Source organism: Alicyclobacillus fodiniaquatilis (genome assembly GCF_042678105.1).
GTDB classification, from domain to species: domain Bacteria; phylum Bacillota; class Bacilli; order Alicyclobacillales; family Alicyclobacillaceae; genus Alicyclobacillus; species Alicyclobacillus fodiniaquatilis.
The window spans coordinates 1-17,766 of the sequence record NZ_JBHUCX010000002.1 but is presented as its reverse complement, the minus strand read 5'-3'; the positions used below and the strand labels follow the sequence as shown (position 1 = coordinate 17,766).

At 51.9% G+C, this 17,766-nt stretch carries 16 protein-coding genes and 1 pseudogene; 2 read left to right on the top strand and 15 right to left on the bottom strand.

Annotation, left to right across the window (positions count from 1 at the left end):
* Positions 1 to 89: 89 nt before the first annotated feature.
* From menH to menB, 5 genes are read right to left on the bottom strand one after another with little or no spacing between them, the layout of a single operon-like run.
* Positions 90 to 920, bottom strand: a complete 831-nt coding sequence (gene menH / locus ACFSB2_RS00505) for a 2-succinyl-6-hydroxy-2,4-cyclohexadiene-1-carboxylate synthase (protein ID WP_377940548.1) — start codon at positions 918 to 920, stop codon at positions 90 to 92.
* Positions 917 to 2,641 carry a 2-succinyl-5-enolpyruvyl-6-hydroxy-3-cyclohexene-1-carboxylic-acid synthase gene (menD, locus tag ACFSB2_RS00500; protein ID WP_377940547.1) on the bottom strand — a complete coding sequence of 575 codons (1,725 nt, stop codon included), beginning with the start codon at positions 2,639 to 2,641 and terminating at the stop codon, positions 917 to 919. The genes menH and menD overlap by 4 nt, the downstream gene beginning before the upstream one ends.
* Positions 2,631 to 4,013 carry an isochorismate synthase gene (locus tag ACFSB2_RS00495; RefSeq protein WP_377940546.1) on the bottom strand — a complete coding sequence of 461 codons (1,383 nt, stop codon included), beginning with the start codon at positions 4,011 to 4,013 and terminating at the stop codon, positions 2,631 to 2,633. Before ACFSB2_RS00495 ends, menD begins: the two co-directional genes overlap by 11 nt.
* Entirely contained in the window at positions 4,010 to 5,536 is a 1,527-nt protein-coding gene (locus ACFSB2_RS00490; protein ID WP_377940545.1) for an o-succinylbenzoate--CoA ligase, read from the bottom strand. Before ACFSB2_RS00490 ends, ACFSB2_RS00495 begins: the two co-directional genes overlap by 4 nt.
* 17 nt (positions 5,537 to 5,553) lie before the next feature.
* Positions 5,554 to 6,372, bottom strand: a complete 819-nt coding sequence (gene menB, locus ACFSB2_RS00485) for a 1,4-dihydroxy-2-naphthoyl-CoA synthase (protein WP_377940543.1) — start codon at positions 6,370 to 6,372, stop codon at positions 5,554 to 5,556.
* A gap of 206 nt (positions 6,373 to 6,578) precedes the next feature.
* On the opposite strand from menB, the gene ACFSB2_RS00480 reads away from it, so the two are divergent.
* Both ACFSB2_RS00480 and ACFSB2_RS00475 read left to right on the top strand, forming a co-directional pair.
* Entirely contained in the window at positions 6,579 to 7,511 is a 933-nt protein-coding gene (locus tag ACFSB2_RS00480) for a 1,4-dihydroxy-2-naphthoate polyprenyltransferase (protein WP_377940542.1), read from the top strand.
* Positions 7,512 to 7,711: 200 nt separating this feature from the next.
* Positions 7,712 to 8,014 (top strand): hypothetical protein, encoded by a 303-nt coding sequence (locus ACFSB2_RS00475; protein ID WP_377940541.1) that lies wholly within the window; start codon positions 7,712 to 7,714, stop codon positions 8,012 to 8,014.
* Positions 8,015 to 8,130: 116 nt separating this feature from the next.
* On the opposite strand, the gene ACFSB2_RS00470 is transcribed toward ACFSB2_RS00475, so the two are convergent.
* From ACFSB2_RS00470 to ACFSB2_RS00425, 10 genes and pseudogenes are all read right to left on the bottom strand, one after another.
* The gene (locus tag ACFSB2_RS00470; protein WP_377940540.1) at positions 8,131 to 8,622 is read right to left on the bottom strand and encodes a helical membrane plugin domain-containing protein; all 492 of its coding nucleotides are present in this window, start codon (positions 8,620 to 8,622) and stop codon (positions 8,131 to 8,133) included.
* A 127-nt stretch (positions 8,623 to 8,749) separates the two neighbouring features.
* Positions 8,750 to 9,547 carry a VOC family protein gene (locus ACFSB2_RS00465; RefSeq protein WP_377940539.1) on the bottom strand — a complete coding sequence of 266 codons (798 nt, stop codon included), beginning with the start codon at positions 9,545 to 9,547 and terminating at the stop codon, positions 8,750 to 8,752.
* 2 nt (positions 9,548 to 9,549) lie between these two features.
* A pseudogene (locus ACFSB2_RS00460) lies at positions 9,550 to 11,700 on the bottom strand (thioredoxin domain-containing protein).
* Positions 11,701 to 12,092: 392 nt separating this feature from the next.
* On the bottom strand, positions 12,093 to 12,311 hold the full coding sequence (locus ACFSB2_RS00455; RefSeq protein ID WP_377940538.1) for a hypothetical protein: 219 nt from the start codon (positions 12,309 to 12,311) through the stop codon (positions 12,093 to 12,095).
* A 674-nt stretch (positions 12,312 to 12,985) separates the two neighbouring features.
* The gene (locus ACFSB2_RS00450; protein WP_377940537.1) at positions 12,986 to 13,246 is read right to left on the bottom strand and encodes a DUF5348 domain-containing protein; all 261 of its coding nucleotides are present in this window, start codon (positions 13,244 to 13,246) and stop codon (positions 12,986 to 12,988) included.
* The gene (locus tag ACFSB2_RS00445) at positions 13,246 to 14,046 is read right to left on the bottom strand and encodes an ExeA family protein (RefSeq protein WP_377940536.1); all 801 of its coding nucleotides are present in this window, start codon (positions 14,044 to 14,046) and stop codon (positions 13,246 to 13,248) included. The genes ACFSB2_RS00450 and ACFSB2_RS00445 overlap by 1 nt, the downstream gene beginning before the upstream one ends.
* The gene (locus ACFSB2_RS00440; RefSeq protein WP_377940535.1) at positions 14,039 to 15,400 is read right to left on the bottom strand and encodes a DDE-type integrase/transposase/recombinase; all 1,362 of its coding nucleotides are present in this window, start codon (positions 15,398 to 15,400) and stop codon (positions 14,039 to 14,041) included. Before ACFSB2_RS00440 ends, ACFSB2_RS00445 begins: the two co-directional genes overlap by 8 nt.
* A gap of 56 nt (positions 15,401 to 15,456) precedes the next feature.
* A complete protein-coding gene (locus tag ACFSB2_RS00435) occupies positions 15,457 to 15,948 on the bottom strand; it encodes a DUF6431 domain-containing protein (RefSeq protein ID WP_377940534.1) in 492 nt (163 codons plus the stop codon).
* 231 nt (positions 15,949 to 16,179) lie between these two features.
* A complete protein-coding gene (lepB, locus tag ACFSB2_RS00430; protein WP_377940533.1) occupies positions 16,180 to 16,749 on the bottom strand; it encodes a signal peptidase I in 570 nt (189 codons plus the stop codon).
* A 93-nt stretch (positions 16,750 to 16,842) separates the two neighbouring features.
* Positions 16,843 to 17,766, bottom strand: a 924-nt coding sequence (locus tag ACFSB2_RS00425; RefSeq protein ID WP_377940532.1) for a thioesterase domain-containing protein, incomplete at its 5' end; no start/stop codon positions are given.

The window sequence follows — 17,766 nt, the reverse complement described above, 5'->3', positions numbered from 1 at the left end:
TCTCCCACGACACAGATATACTTAGTGTACACAGAACACTCGGCACGAATCATCGCACATTTACGAATTTCTACACTTATCCGGTATGTTCAAGTGGCCCGTTCAATTGAGTCTAACAAGAAATCATACGCCAACTGTTCAAATGCTGCCGGCTGTTCGAGATGTGGTGTGTGTCCCGCATCTGCCATCACAACGTGTTGCGCCGCCGCCATTCGTTCTGCCATGTTCGCATTCAAATTGGTAAATTTGCTGTCAAGTTCGCCCGTGATGAGCAACGTTGGAACATCAAACGTCGTCAAGGCCGACCAATAAGAAGGTTGCCGTCCGGTCCCCATGCCGACCAGGCTTGCGGCAAGCCCCTCTTTTCGCTGCGCCAAACGAATGCGTCGCTGTCGGGCAAATACAGCGTCAGGCAAGCGCTTTTGCGATGCAAACAACGGAATTTCCTCCCATGCCTGCACAAACGACGCCACGCCCCCTTCGCAAATCGTTTTTGCCAATGCTTCATCGGCCATTTGCCGCTTTTGTTGTTCAGAGGCCGTATGCAACCCCGGAGAGGCGCCTTCCAACACCAAGCGGTGCACGCGCGCCCTCTTCTCCAGCGCAAATCCGAGCGCAATGCGTCCACCCATCGAATATCCCAAAACAGACACTTCCGAAACCGCCAAAACATCTAGTATTTCAGCGAGATCCGCGACAGTTTCGGCCATGGTGTAACGCTTTGGATCCGACGGCGCATCGGTCATGCCGTGCCCTAGCAAATCCGGAACAATACAGCGAAAATGGGATTGCCACTTCGCAAAAAACGGTTCGAACACATCGCTCGAACCTGTGAAGCCGTGCAACAGCAACAGTGGCGCACCCTCGCCGACAACCTGAACGCGGTACTCCACGCCACGAATTTGCAGATGTTGGTTCAATCCGTCTCCCCCCGCATCACGCGCCCAATTCTCGAGCGCATGGACCGGTAGTGACGCACGCTCTCATCATTGGCAAAACGCGCCTCTATCACCTTCAGTCCTGGCTGTTGCGCAAGACGCGAAACCGCCTCTGCAAGCGACGGAGAATCACACACTTGTTCGTACGTACCACCATACGCCTCGATGATCGCTTGAAAATTCAACCCATGTGGCGTCGTAAAATAGTCCAACGTCTCTTGTCGTTCCGCCTGTGACAAGTGTTGAAAAATTCCGCCCCCATCGTTGTGAACCAATACAATCATGAGCGGCACGGCAAAGCGAGACGCCGCGAGCAACCCATTGAGATCGTGATAAAAAGAGACATCGCCGATGCACAAAACAGTCGGCAAAGTCGGTGCAGCAGCAGCAATGCCGAACGCCGTGGAAACCACGCCGTCGATGCCGCTGACACCCCGATTGCCGTACATCAAAAGCGGCGGTCGATCCCGCTCCGCGAGCGCGTCCACATCCCGTACGGGGCGACTGTTGCCGATGACAAACTGCGCCTCTTTGGGCAACGCATTCAGCAGCACACGCAAAAGCGTCCCCTCAAACCAATGTTTATCGGTATATTTCTGAATAAAATGGCTGGCAAACTTGTCCGCGCGTGTCCACCATTGTAAAAACTCCACCCGCGGCCCGTCTGCAATCTCCACAGCTTGCAACCACTGCCCAAGATGGCCTATCAGCACGTCGGTGGCAATCCCGTTTGCATCTCGATACACAGCCGTCTCGTCATTGACAAATACACGGCTTTGCGCAGAAGCGCGCGAGAGATATGCAGCCAAAGATTTCGACGTCGGTTCCGCCCCGATTTTCAGCACGACATCTGGCAGCAAACAGGTCTCTTTCGCGGCATCGAGCAAGAGATCGTAGTGACCGATGACCACCGTGTCTTTGCCGGTGGCAAAACGAGCCTGTGACAAGCTGTCGGCAAACAGGGCAATTTGATTGCGCTGGCAAAATGCCTGTACCAAGACAGCATATTCCTTATCTCGCTGCGGCCCGAGCACAACGAGCGGGCGCTCTGCATGGGCAAGCGCTTCTTGCAGTGCCGTCAAGGCGCTAGGCTGCGGTTCAACGACTGTTGATGCGTAGACAATCGGCGGGCAGACCATTTGCATATCCGCACATGCCGCGCGCGCTGGGATCAGCAACGGCTCCACCAATGGGTAATTGATATGTACTGGACCCGCTGGCGTTGCCAACGCCTCAGCCGCTGCACGCGCAGCCACGCCAGTCGCATGTTTCGCGGTGCGAATTTCTCCGTCTGGTATCGGCATCTCGACAGCCCACTTGACGTGTTGAGCGTACATGCCATTTTGGCGCACCACCTGATTTGCGCCCACCTCCCGCAATCGCGGCGGCCGGTCGGCCGTCACCACAATGAGCGGAACATGTGCGGCAAACGCCTCCATCACAGCAGGATAATAGTTTGCCGTCGCCGTGCCAGAAGTGCAGACAATGACCACGGGCGCATGCTTTGCTTGGGCAAGACCCAGCGCAAAGAACGCGGCGGATCGCTCATCCAGATGGGTAAATACCGTCATCTCCGGATGTTCAGCGAGCGCCAACGTCAGCGGCGTGTTCCTCGATCCCGGCGAATTGACAGCAAAACGCACCCCATTGGCGACGAGGCCCTCCACGAACGCATGTACTGGCCACAATTTGCTATTGGACATTCGTGTCTCCCCCTTGTTGAAAGGCCATGCGCATGGGCAGCAATTTCATCTGTGTCTCTTTCCACTCCTCATCCACATTAGAGCCTGCCACAATTCCACAACCAGCAAAGAGCATTGCGGTGGGATAGCGAACTGCGGCGGATCGCAACGTGACGGTCAATACGCCATCGCCTGCGCCATCCATAAAACCAAACGCGCCGGCGTAATACCCTCGCTCCCAGCCTTCGTGCGTACGGATAAATGATAAAGCATCTGCCCGAGGCACCCCGCCCACTGCTGGCGTTGGGTGCAAAAGCGACACGGCGTCGAGGATGTGCTTGCCGTCATTGAGCTTGGCCCGCACCGGCGTAAACAAATGTTGGACGTTGGCCAAACGCTTGACCGTCGGCACATCTGGCCACTCAATTTCTTGTGAGATCAACTTTAATCTATCGGTCACAAATTGCACCACCGCCTGGTGCTCATTGCGATTTTTTTCGCTCGCGAACAATGCGGCTGCCAGCGCCTCATCCTCATGTAACGTGCGACCTCTGGCCATGGAGCCCGCCAAACAGTCCACCGCCAATGTGCCCGATTCCGCACGCACTAGTTGCTCTGGGCTCGCCCCTAAAAACCACAATTTGTGCCAGTGCATCGCAAACGCGTGGCTGTCGCGATATCCCGATATCAAGCGGTCCATGGTTTCCATCAGCGTCGTCTCCACCCGCTGCGGCTGTTGACGCGCGATGACGACTTTTGCCAAACGCCCCTCATCAATTTCTTTGAGCGACTGTTCTAGATAAGTCTGCCATGCGGACAAATCGTGAACCAGTCCATTTTCCATCGCGTCCGCAACTGCAGTACCACCTGCTGTGTGCGATACCGCATCAGAGGCATCGGTCGCGAACAGCGCACAAAGCGCCCTTTTGACCTCGCTTGGCGATTGGCCGACGTGATCGAGATAAATCAGTCGCACTTCTGCGGTGTCCGCCTCGCGGACCAGAGTCAGCTTGGGCAGAAACCAGATGGCTTGTGGCCAACCGGACCAAATGCCTGTCAGCGATGTCGTCGGGTCAAACGCAAATCCGCCGAACCAGCGCAGATCTGCAGCGATGGACATCTCGCGCAACTGGCGATGCGTCTCTCCCTCGACATCCGCACCGTCGCCCGCAATCACTTGCGCCGCACCGAAACCGAGCATCTGTTCTCCGGTTTCAGGATGGGCGAAAAAAGCAATGGGCTGCCGCGCCTGCCAATCCAAAAACCTCGTCAAAGAACGACTCGTGGGCAATTCACAGCGAACCGCACACCAGCCAGGCAGCCCTTCTGCGGCTTGTGCGCTGCCCCAAGCGCTGACAACGGCGTCCACGATCATTTGCGCATCCTCGATCATCGCGACAACCGCTCCTTCAACGCGCGACGCAACAATTTTCCCGATGCATTGCGAGGCAGTTCCTTGAGCAGATAAACTGCTTTGGGCACTTTGTAGGCCGCCAAATGCGTCCTGCAGTGCGTGATGAGCGTTTCTTCGGCGACATTGCCCGCCGCCACGACAAAAGCGACAGGCACTTGCCCCCAACGCGCGTCCGCCTGCCCGACGACGGCGGATTCCAATACCTGTGGATGCTGTGCCAGGACAGACTCGACTTCGGCCGGATAGACATTCTCTCCCCCCGAGACAATCAAATCCGCCCGGCGATCCAGCACGAACAGATACCCTTCTTCATCAAAGACCCCAATGTCACCTGTATAAAACCAACCGTCGCGAAATGATCTCGCGTTGGCCTCGGGACGATGATAATAGCCGGATACCACAGTGGGTCCTTGGATGGCGATTTCTCCCTCCACATTCGGCGCGTGTGTCAACCCGTCAGGCGTGTCAATGGCCACGCGGGTCACAGCCAGCGGTTTTCCAGAACTGCCCACTTTGCGCAGCGCATCCACCGATTGCAGCGTCGTCACTTGCGTATTGGCTTCCGTCAGACCGTAGCTTTGGTTGATAGGCACCCCAAGGGCCAGCGCCTGCTCCAAGAGCGGACGCGGCGCGGCGCTGCCGCCTAAGAGCACAGACCGCAATGTGGCTGGATACGGCCTCGTGCGGTGATCCAACATGCGCTGCAGCATGGCGGGAACGACAGATAAAAGTGTAATGCCCTCTTGTTCTATCGCACGATTCACTGCCGTTTCATCAAAACCGTTGTGAATCACAACCGTCGTTCCATAGATGAGACTGCGTATCAATACGGCCATGCCGCCGACATGAAACAATGGCATCGGGACCAACCAACGCTCGTTCGCGTCCAATCCCAGTTGCAAAACCGACGCCATCGCCCCCCACCAGTGATTTTGGTAAGTGATGATGGCCCCTTTAGAACGTCCTGTTGTGCCAGATGTATAAATGAGTGCATGTGGTCGAACGAGATCGACATTGTGACGAGCAATGGGTTCCGTTGAGCGCGGCAACTGCTCAATGGCGTGTGCCCCCAGTCGCACTTGATAAAACTCACACAGGTCTGCTGCCAATGACGCACAAGCCGCGTCATGCAGCAACATCACAGCCTCACAATCCGCCAGTTGCTGCGCCAACTCTTCCCCTGTCAATCGCCAGTTCAGCGGTACGATCACGGCATTCAATTGCATGAGCGCATGCAACATCAGCGCATAGCGCGCCCCTTTTTTAGCCAGCACGGCGACGCGCTGGCCCTCCAGCACACCTAAATTTCGCAACGAAGCCGCGTATTTACACGCGGCATCGTACAATTCGTGATATGTCCAGCTGCCATCGGGCGACGCGATAGCCACCCGTGTCGGTTGTTGTTCTGATCTCTGTTGTAACCAGTCCGGAACGACGCGAACTGGCTCTATCTCCGTCCATTCCATGATCTCACCTGCGTCCTCTGTGACAAAGCGATGCAACGTACATGCTCATTTCATTACGGCATACGTCTAAACTTCGAAAAATCTGGTTTGCGCTTCTCCAGAAATGCGTTTTTCCCTTCCTTGGCCTCGTCGATCATGTAGTACAGCATGGTCGCGTCTCCTGCGAACTGCTGCAAGCCCGCCAGACCATCTGTATCCGCATTGAACGCCATCTTGAGAAAGCGAATCGCCATCGGGCTCTTTTCCAAAATCTCTTGCGCCCATTGAATACTCTCCGCCTCGAGTTGTTCCAACGGCACAACGGTGTTTACAAGCCCCATGTCCAGTGCTTCCTGTGCGGAGTACTGACGGCAGAGATACCAAATTTCACGCGCCTTTTTATGTCCGACCGTGCGCGCTAACAAGGTTGCGCCATACCCAGCATCAAAGCTGCCCACTTTTGGCCCGGTTTGACCAAAACGCGCATTGTCTGCGGCAATGGTCAGATCACACACGAGATGCAAAACATGGCCACCACCGATGGCATAACCGGCGACCACTGCAATCACGGGCTTTGGCAACTGGCGGATGAGCCGCTGCAAATCCAACACATTGAGCCGTGGCACTTCGTCGCTCCCCACATAGCCGCCGTGCCCGCGCACACGTTGGTCGCCGCCAGAACAAAACGCTTTTGGGCCCGCGCCCTGAAGCAGCACGACCCCCGTCGATTCATCATCGCGAATGTGGTTGAATGCATCAATCATCTCTGTGACCGTTTCCGGGCGAAACGCATTATGTACCTCCGGGCGATTGATGGTCACACGCGCAATGCCATCCGCGCGTTCATAAATAATATCTGTATACTCTTTTACTTGCTCCCACTGTAGCGCCATATTACAGGCCTCCTGCTCTCTAAAAATCCGTCAACTTAAGATGACAACGCAAATAATTATAGAACTTGTCTAATGTCCGGTCAAAATGTCAACATAAAAGTCCATACTTGGAAAACGTCTCATTTGCCGACTTTCCCTTTGCCATGCTAGGATAACGATGGATTTGTTCTCTGTAACATTTTACTTTGCTATCAATTCAAAGTGATGTGACAACCGAACGAAAGGAGGCAACGAAACGGATGACAAAACAGCAGTTTGGCGTATGGTGGCGCCTATTCCGCCCATTCACGTTGACGGCGAGTATCGTGCCGGTCCTCGTCGGCACCGGACTGGCGATGCCGTCAACCCATTTTCACACTTCCTTATTTATTGCGATGTTGCTGGCATCCATTCTGATTCAATCGGCTACCAATATGTTCAACGAGTACTATGACTATAAGCGCGGTCTCGATGATGAAAACATGGTTGGTATCTCCGGTACAATTGTACGTGATGGCATCCAACCGAAAGTTGTGCTTGCTCTCGGATGGATATCTGTTTTGGTTGCCCTGCTGATTGGCGTCTATCTGTGTACACAAACCACGTGGTGGCTTGCCTTAATTGGCGCTGCTTGCGTCATGGTGGGCTATATGTATTCTGGCGGCCCGTGGCCATTGGCGTACACCCCGTTCGGCGAACTGGCGGCATCCACTGCCATGGGACCCGTCATTGTCCTTATCTCGTTTTATCTGCAGACAGGGGATATCACTTGGCGGGCGGCGCTTGTATCTATTCCGATTGGCTTGTTAATTGGAGCCATTTTGCTGGCGAACAACATTCGAGATATGGATCAGGACAAGCGCGGCGGTCGCAAAACCATCGCCATCCTGGTCGGGCGCCAGCGCGGGCGCGTGCTCTTCGGCAGCGTATTTGGCATGACCTATCTGCTGGTTATCGCATTGGTTGTGCTAGGATTTTTGACGCCATGGGCGCTTGTTGTCCTCGCAACCATTCCGACAGCAGTATACGTGACTCGACTGTACTACCGCTTCACTGAACCAGCGAAGCTGCACGCTGCGGTCAAAGGGACATCCAACCTCCTATTTCGCTTCGGCGTATTGATGTTTTGCGCAATGATCGTCTCGATGATTCACATCTAGTACTGCTTAGATACAACAAAAGAACACAAAGGCTGATGCGTGTGCGTCAGCCTTTGTGTTTCACTCGATACGACAATTCCCCCTCGCACAGCATCACAGACATCTTGACTGCCCGAAGACTCAAATTGTTTCCAAACGCGGATACCGCATTTTCCAGCAGACGCATACGATGTCTTATTTGAGAAGCGAGGGGCGGGCCAGTGGAAAAATCGACGAAACAAACAGAAACACTGCATGATCGCGCGGCAATAGCACTGCGTGAGGTGATGACGAGAATGCTTGGCTATGTTGATGGCAGAGTGGAACATATCCTGTTTTCGCAAATCAGCCAGACACTTCTTCCCCGGATTGAAGCCAAGCTTCAACGCACATCAACAGCAGATTTGACAAAGGAAATCCGCTATTTACGCGGTGTCTTAGATACACTACTGCCCCCATCGACTGATACGGTAAAAACGAAACAGCGTGCCAAAAGGATGGTGAAGAAGCGTACTCGTCGCTAAGTACGCTTGTTCCCACAATAAAAAAATCAGAGCGCGAGTGGCACCCCACTACACGTTCTGACGATATGAATCACGCCAGATAAAGACGATGCGACACATCGCACATCTGTGCATTGTTACGCTTCAGCATCCTCTGGTTGTGCCAGCGCCTTGCCCATACCCTTTAGAAAAGCCAAACCAAAGGAGATGGCGCGGTTCACATCTGGATCCCGCAATGCTTTCAGCGCGTCATACACACCCAAGGACGATTCCTCTTGCGTTTGAACTGCCGCAGCCTCCTGCAATCCTGCTTGGACGCTGTTCGACAACGTTGCCATCGTTTCTGGCTGCACGGCCGCAACCCCTTTGACCAACGCGAGCGCATTTTTTAACCCGCCCGCATATGCAGGGTTGTTCGCCAAGGCAAGGATGATTTTGACAACATCGTCTCCCTGTTCAATCAACGCACGTGTCAATGGCAACACACCACGTTCTTCCAGATCCTGAAGCAGACCAAGCGCCTGGACGATGCCTTCCGCGCTCTTCGCCACGGCTTGTTCGATCTGCGCTTGCGTCAAAGGTGTGGCAGACTGCGATGTGTGATGTCCAGGTGTGTTTGGGTTATTCACTTGCAAATCCTCCTATGTGAGCGTTTTGCAAAACGCTGACATGCTATGTGACTTCCACCTTCACACTATACCGCAAATACGATTGAAAGTCTGGCCCTTGGAACATTTCTCAAAACCCTGCCTCAAGTCATACACGCACCATCAGCCCGTGGAACGCGCACGGATGGCTTGACTGTCCTTTCGCCATCCGCACAAAATCCAACTGATATGGATGCTCGCCTACCCTATCCACATCCGCAGACACTTGTCGATTTGCTGCCACCCAAAAACATAGTTGCACATCCCCCAACTGTATACACAGCCCCTCATCACCACGCGTGTCATCGATCAGCAGTTCCAGTCCATCTCCGAAATACATGCGCCAGCGATTGGCGAATGCCGACAAATCTTGCACCGCACTATGCACGGCCCGCATCTGATAGCCAGGCGCAGTGGTGAGCGCACCTGTTTGCTGCAAATCAGCCAAGCGCGCCTCATCTGATAACTGCCACTCGATCAGAAACGGCAGCTTGAATGCGCCACCAGCTTCCTGGCGAGGAAAAAGCATGCGCCATTGCAATACCTGGCCGTCGGGCCGCTGCCGCGACGCCGCCAAGGGCCCAGTAAATTCGAGCCCCTTCCCCCGCCACAGCGCAGCCACCTCGTCCATCTTTGTCGTGCGCAGCGCGAACTGAATTGCACCTTCTCCTACATCCAGCCTGCTCGCCACTTGACGCCCAAACTCCGTTCCCCTTGCCGTTTGCTCGTCCTTGATGCCTATCCATTCGATGTACGACAAACCGAAATACGCAAGCGCATTGTAGGTTCCCCACTGTGGGTGCACCCCACCTGCGACTGTGTTGTAAGCAAACTGCCGTTCAAAATCACGGCGCACGATGAGCGGATCGTGCACCGCATGTAAAAGGTGATCAAACTGCAGTTCCATCATCATTCCTCCGCCGTCCGCAGCCGTGGTGGCGATGCAACCAGTTTTTCAAAAGCGGTTCGCCAATCTTGCTCTGGTTGCTCACACCGGAACTGACGGCATACGTACACGCGCAGTTCGTCGCTCTGAGCCGGGTACATCTCCTCGCCATCCACCCGTACCTTCGGTGTCAAAAGCACAGCCTCCGGCAAATACCGAGCGTGCCAAGCTTTTAGGATCTCGTCCATGTCCGCTCCCTGGTTTCCCGAAGCCACCACCACTTCGGTCGATCCGCCGTGCACCCACAAACTCGCACTCAACATATGCAGGTGTTCGGTGGGCGCTTCGCCAAGCACCTCCCCGAACGCTTGAAAAATTTGTTCCACCTTATCCGCGTAGGCGCTGCGGCCTGTGATGGCATACAGCTGAGCAAGATTGTACGCAGCGACCGAATTGGCGGAAGGTGTTGCACCATCATAGACCGTTTTCGGCCGAGCGATGAGTTCGTTTGCGTCGTGTCCCGTGAGGAAATAACCATGATCCGCCTCATCCCAGAACAGCGCATCCATCTGCTTTTGCCAATGTTCTGCTCGGTGCAGATAAAACGGATCCAGTGTGGTCTCGTAGATGGTGATGTAGGCCCAGACCAAATAGGCATAGTCATCCGCATATGCGAGAATCCCGGCCTCGCCATCGCGATAACGCGCAAGCAGACGCCCATTTCCATCCACCAAATGCGCTTCCAGAAATGACACCGCCCGTACGGCCATACCCACGTACTCCGCATTTCCCAAAACCGCGCCCGCTTTGGCGAGCGCAGCGATGAGCAGCGCATTCCACGCCGTCAGCACTTTATCGTCCGTGTCCGGATGCACGCGATGCGCTCGCCATTCGAGCAGTCGTTCATTGGCCTCTGCCAACTTTGCTTGCAATTCTTCCACCGTCAGGCCGCGAGCTGCAGCAAATGCATCTACGTCTGTATCAATGTAATTGGGCACACTGTCCCCTTCGAAATTTCCCTCTTCCGTAATGTCGTAGAAAGCGCAATACAACTGACCAAGTGGTTCTTCCAGCGCAGCGATCACTTCATCCGGACGCCAGACATAAAAACGACCTTCTTGCCCTTCTGAATCAGCATCTTGCGCTGCGTAAAATCCCCCTTCTGGCGATGTCATCTCACGCAGGATATATGTCAATGTTTCATGAATTACGCGCCGAAATTGCACATTTCCCGACTGCTGAAACGCTTCTGCATAGGTCAGTACCGCAAGGGCATTGTCATACAACATCTTCTCGAAATGTGGCACACGCCAAAACATATCGGTCGAATAGCGAGAGAACCCACCGCCAACGTGATCGTAAATGCCGCCTCGTTGAATGGCCTCCAAGGTGTGCAGCGCCATTTGCAGCGCCTCTTTATCTCCTGTGAAACGGTTGTAACGCAATAAAAACAACAGTTGATGAAATGATGGGAACTTGGGCGCATCTCCAAATCCGCCGTACTGCTCATCAAAACGCTGCGTGAGCGCGTTGGCCGCTTTTGACAGTGCTGCATCGGCATCATATGCGCCTGGAGAACTGGCGAAAATCGGCTGCAAGCGCTTGGTCACATCCACGCTGGCCGCGCGCATGCGCGCTCCATCTGTCTCCCAACGCTCGTGTAGAGTCTGCAGGATATCCAGCACCCCAGGTCGGCCATAGCGCGCCGTTTTCGGAAAGTAGGTACCCGCAAAGAACGGATGCGCATCTGGTGTCATAATTACGGTCAACGGCCAACCGCCTTCACCCGTGAGCGCTTGGCAGAACATCATGTAGACGTGATCGATATCTGGACGCTCTTCCCGGTCAACTTTGATGGCAACGTAATGTTCGTTTAAGTATGCTGCGACTTGTTCGTCTTCAAATGATTCGTGCGCCATAACATGGCACCAATGACAGGTCCATATATTACTCCATATCCGTATATTGCTACTCGTAGCCCCGCAGGGCTACGAGTAGCCGATGGACAGAAGGATGGGTCGGTTGTATCTCCGGGCAATCTTAAAGGCTTCGTCGTCCCATGGGTACCAATCGACCGGGTTATGAGCGTGTTGTAGGAGGTATGGTGATTTTTCGTAGATCAGGCGGTTGGTGTGTATATGTTCGCCGCTGTTTCGTGTCACGGTATGGTTCATCCTCTCTGGAGAGATTTACCGTTATTGTACACCAACGTGGTGAAGAGTATTGATAAAGCTCTTAAGTAACATATAACAGCGATAATTTATTACTAACAATGCAAATTTATTCAGAAACAAAAATCACTTTTATATTTATGCATAGAAAATATATCCATATTCTTTCGCATTAAAGTGATCTTGTGGGCAGCGGTTGTAAAATGGTTCTTTCGCGATTTTGGTGAAAATATGTGTCCGTGAGTATGGTGGTCGACAAAGTTTGCCGTCTTGTGGACGAGTTGGTTATCACATGATAGAGTAGGCGAGCTCTCAACAACGCAAAGCTCGCTCCACAACATCTATCTCTTTAGATTTTTTAGTCGGTTAATTTGCCCTTCCACTTGCCCATTACTCTAGGGTTCCGAAATACCTGCGAGCACAGCATCGTCATCTTTGCGAATCCCTTGAGCAAAATTCCGCAGTTCGCGGACGCCAGATGCTATGACTCGTTCCAGCCAATCATCTAGTCCAGATCCATTTCTCGTTTTCATCAGGCTATAAAAGAATTGTACAAGTTCGTTGATCGTGGTGGCTCCATCCACTTCGGCGAAGATTTTCGTTAAGTAAGGCATGTCACCGACCTTCACGTGTCCTCGTGGTTGGGTCAATAACTTTGCAGCCGCTCTTGGACTGATACGATTGCATCGTACGATAGGCTCTTCACCACGTTTCCATAATCGCCGAAGATCCGCGACATACGATCGGTACGGGTCCAACAAGGTACCGCTCGCTTGATGTTCGGCGGGTAATGGACACTTCAGTCCATGAAATATACTTGCGGACGTCTTTCGACTCAAATCAACTTCGTGAGCAATCGCGCGTATCCTGTTTTGGCCATCACTAGATGGCCAAAACAGGGATGTCTTCAGCGGTACGATGATAATGACTGTGGATACGACTTATCCAACATCCACACTCGGGGCAACGGTTTCCGGAAGAGGTCGACGCAATTGTGCAGGACAAACAAAAGATGACGTGAAATATCCAATACAGTGAAACTCGTGGAACACGGCGGAGATCAATCCATATCTATCGTCTCTACGTAAATCGTAGTGTGTTAGATCTGAAATTGTTATCGAATCAAGGAATCACTGAATTTACAACATTACTTAAGACTTTAACTGTATATGCATACTGTTAAGGATGCCATGTAGTGACCGGAAGTTGACGGTGTGTGTTGTCCAAATTTTGACGGACAATGTGACTATAGAGCGTGTTGGGGTAGCAGGGCTCAAAGGCCCCGCCGTCAGCTGTATGTCATTGCTTCATAGGTCGAATTTCTTCTGAGGGTCAGTTTGGTGGAGGATTTGTCGCTAAGCGTAAAGATCACATACCAGTCACCGTTTCCGTCCACTTCCATGCGTCCCCAAGTAAATTCTTCACGAAACCGCAATGCAATCCCCTCGCCACAGTGCAATGGGAGGACGGCGTGCTCCGCGCAGAGATGAAAACGGTCTGTCGTTTCGTTGTAGCGCAACGTGCCGCGTGTCGTGCGTCTCTTCGTCATTATGACAACTCTCCCTGAATCACTAGGTTGACGACATGGTCATCAATGATGCGATGTCTGCTTTGAGCACCATACATCAGGCAGTGGGTGCATACTTTGTTGACCAATCGTACTGCGCCGCTGGAGAACCGGTAAATCTCGTCGATGGCCTTATCTGAGAAAATGTCGTGCGGGGCTCCGGCGTAAGCCAGATGACACCGAATGTACTCACTCACCTCAGCACGGTCGTAGTATGGAAGCTTGCACTGTACGTCGATGCGCTGACGGATGGCGGCATACGCCTGAAGGTTGAGGCGGTCCCACAGTTCGCTTTGCCCTACGAGGATGAGTGCCATGGGGCTTTGTGAATCCATCCTGAAATTTAACAAAAACCTGATTTCTTCCAACATCTCTCGGTCGAGAAGATGGGCCTCGTCTACAATGCACACTGGCTGCACATGATGAATTCCACGCATTAACTCAATCTCGCGGTGCAGTTGTCTTTTCGCATCGCCACGGTAGAACTTTGACTCGCAGCCAAGCTGTTCCAACATTCCCTTGTAGAAGTGACGAGGTGTGAGTTTCGAGTCTGACAGGTACAGGACATGGAACGTGGCCTCGTCGAGTGTTGCTGTAAATCGGCGAATGGTCGTGGTTTTCCCGGTCCCGCAATCACCGGTGACAACGCAAAATAACTGCCGCTGTGCCGCATACGAGAGTCGACCGAGCGTGTCCTCCAGTGATGTCGAGGTGTAGAGTTCGTTGACTGGTATATCCCTGGCGAACGGGGTGTGTTGAAACTCGTAATAGGATTCAAACATCTCTCTTCACCTCGTCCCACGCTGAAGTGTATGAGATGGCCCGAGCCTGATGCTCTTTGCACTGTTCATGCTGTTTCTGAGCTGCATCCAACAACCGCGATGAATCTGCTTGCTGAGGCCCGAGGTGGTCCGGCAAGTTGGGGCGCTTGCCAGCGCGCTCGCCGATCACGAGGGGATGGGCCTGCCAGGACTCGTGCCCCTTATACTCAATGGTCACCTGGCTAATATCCGCTGGGTCGTAGAGAACATCCACGGTGCAACCGATGAACGACAGTCCTACCTCGTACTTGCAATCCATGAAACTGATGCATCCAGACTTGTCCACCTTTCGCGTCTCTGCGTGCAAAAACGCGTCGGCGAGGACTTCGGGTCCGACAAACCGTAATGCTTTGCGGTCGCTACGGAATGCCGTCTCGGGGCTGATCGACTGAGCGTCCATAGAGAGCGCGGTGTGAGGCCTGTTCTGATAGCATTCCGACAACCAGACAGCAAACTTTTGATTCAGTTCTTCAAGCGTTTGAGGCTTGTCCAATGCCACTTCGTTAAGGAATGAGTCAATGGTTCTATTGAATTTTTCCACTTTTCCCTTCGACTCAGCGGCATATGGCCTCGTATAGAGGAGCCGGATACCAAGCTTGGAACAGGTCCGTGCCATCCAGCGAGTTCTATATTGTTTGCCGTTGTCGAAATATGTGGCATCTGGTGTGCCATACTTTTGAATGGCTTGGCGGAAGCAATCTTCCACAATGGTTTGATCCAGCGTGGGGTAAAATTCGGCATGCAATACATACCGACTGGCGTCGTCGATGAACACAACAAGGTAAACCTGTTTCTTTGCTCCACCTGGCCCGATAGGCAGATATGGTCCGAATTTAATGTCACTTTGCCATAACTCGTTTCTGTGGCGACGCTGGAACCGGCGTGCTGCTGTACCAGTAGCCGCATACATCCGCATTTGGCGGGAGCTGTATCCGCGCTCTGCCAGTTTCTCCTGTAAGGTACTGCGTTTGATTTGTCCTTGCTTTATGTGCCCCTCCCACTCCAGGATTTGGATGATTTGCGAGATACTCCGTGTAGGAACTTCTCGCCGCAACAGGATGGCTTGCTCAAGGAGTGACTCAGGGATTGCCTCCGGCCGCTGGTATACCTTTGTCCTCGGTTTGAGTCCCTCGAAACTTTCTTTGCGATACTGGGCCAGGTACCGGCGAATGGTACGCTCCGAGAGGCCTGTTTGAGCGCAGATCTCAGCTCTGATCTGTCGTGCGCGGCCTGCATCCAAGCCTTCCACCAGCAACGGGGACAGCATCTGTACCCTGTTTGCGGCGATTTCTTCCGCTTTTCTCGAATCTTTCATGCCAACTACCTCCATTTTGGTAGATTCAGCATGAACTTACCGCGAACAGAAACGGCCTAAAACGCCGAACGGGTTGATCTCCACAAATGTAGGTTTGCAATGGGTCGGACAGCACGCGCCAGCCAACCGACTCCACTTCCAACGATGCGTCCGATTCGATGGAGCGCGGTTTGTGGATGAGCGGACGAACTCTCCACAGTCCAATGGAAACGATGCGCGATGGACTCTAGACAGCCAGCAGCGTATAGTGCAAAGGGATTCAACCATTGACGCCAGCGACGAATGGTTGATTCCTCAATACCTACAGGCATTGCCCTATCCATGACGACATCCTCAATGCTCTGTGCTTCGTGACGACGGTAGGGAACAAGGAAGTTTGGAAGCTCGTGGTGGATCTTGTTGCAATCCGTACAGCGCAGCCGACGAATGACGAGTTTGAACTTGTCGCCAGAGCTTTGAATCCACGTTCTCTTCCGGTTCCCGATGAAGCGAAGCTCACCTTGGCAACAAGGGCAGGGGACAATCTCCGCACTCCGAACAAAAAACACCGATGTTAGGACTTTCTACGAGCCTGAAATCTGCTACAATGATCATATCTGATTGGTTTGGACGTCCCTGGTGATGCCGTTGGCTCGGCAACACATGAACAGGGGCGTCTTTCCTTTCCTCGGATATGGCCATTTTACCCAGCAACTTTTGGACAGGCAATTACGTCAGCTTTTGGCCATCTGGCGATGGCCAAAACAGCATACGATAAAATGCACATTGATCTTCAAGATCTAGTTAAATGCAGATAGTTTCTGTGAAATTGGACCAATGTTACTAATTGGCGCAAGAATAAAATCAGCTTCACCTACAATGGCAGATCGTGCCACGTACTTGTTAACCCAGTAGCGACTGTCGAAGGATACCGTACGGTTGTCTCCGAGCATAAAGTAATGTCCTAAGGGTACATGATACGTCCCTAACCTAGGAAGATTGGACTTCGCAATATTAGGATTAGATTCATTTAATTTTTCCCCATTTATATAAACCGCATTTGCGGTGACTTTAACCGTGTCACCAGGAAGGCCGATAACTCGTTTTACATATAACTCCTTTGGAGCGTCCGGAAAATGAAATACTACGACTTCTCCTCGATAAATCTTTCGATTAAAATCTATTTCTAGTTTGTTATCCAAAATATAAACATGGTGAGTTCCCGTTGCGGGAATTGTAGGATACATAGAGGATGATGGTACAACTGCGGCACTTACAACCCATGTTTTAATTCCGAACGCCACTATAACACCTATTACAATCGGCACAATCCACTCTGTTAACCAACGGAAGTAATTGCTTTGTTTCAAATTTTCTCCTCCTTGCAAAGATAGTTCACATATCACATGAAATTTCACTATAATGAAGTCCTTCATTTAGCAAGTAAACCTCAACTATGTCCTTTAACGGATTACTATGTCAGTGAGAATACATTGCAATATTTCTGCATTTTCCTTTACGTAGGGTTCTCGTAACATACGATTATGAGGGCCATGACCAGCATAAGAACGATATCCGTTATGCGCAAGTGTTTTTAAGTCTTCATTGTCCCACTTATCATGGGACTCTGACTCAATTCGATGTATTTGCGTTAATATTGGCTGGTCATAGATTGTATTTGCAGAAAACTTGATATAACGTTTCATTTGTTCTGCAATTTGATGACGAAAATTAGGAATGTCCAAAAAACCCCTTATTTCATGATAATTACGGAACGCTTGTTCGATTACCTGAGATATTTCATCTTCTTCTAAGGGATTTTTGATGCTTTCTAACTTTGCATCCAAAACGATGAGATGAGATACAGATTCCCCTTTTTGTTGGAAAGCCTTGATGACTTCATATGCAAGTGAGATTCCTGCAGAATAGGCTAGAAATACATATGGACCTTCCTTTTGAATTTTTTCGATCTCATTAATGTATCTATTAACAATGTCGCTGCAATCGACAAAATTTAACCCATAGCCAGACCAGTCCGATATATTTCCCATCATCACATGAAATGCATTTCCAAGTCCACCTGCACCAGGAAAACAGAATAAATTTTTCGTTCCTCTTTGCGTGAGTTGAATGATATACCCTAATTTCTTTTCTTGATCTACACCATCGGATGAAAAAATGAATGCAGACAACTGAAGAATAGTTGGATATTGAAAAACAACGTAAACAGGAACATCCACTTCAAGTTCCTTATAAATTTTAGCAACCATCTCCATCACCTTCAGTGAATGCCCGCCCATCTCGAAGAAATTCTCCGTCACACCGATTCCTTCGACTCCCAGAACCTCTTCCCATATGCTGACCAGCCGTTTCTCCAGTTCTGTTAC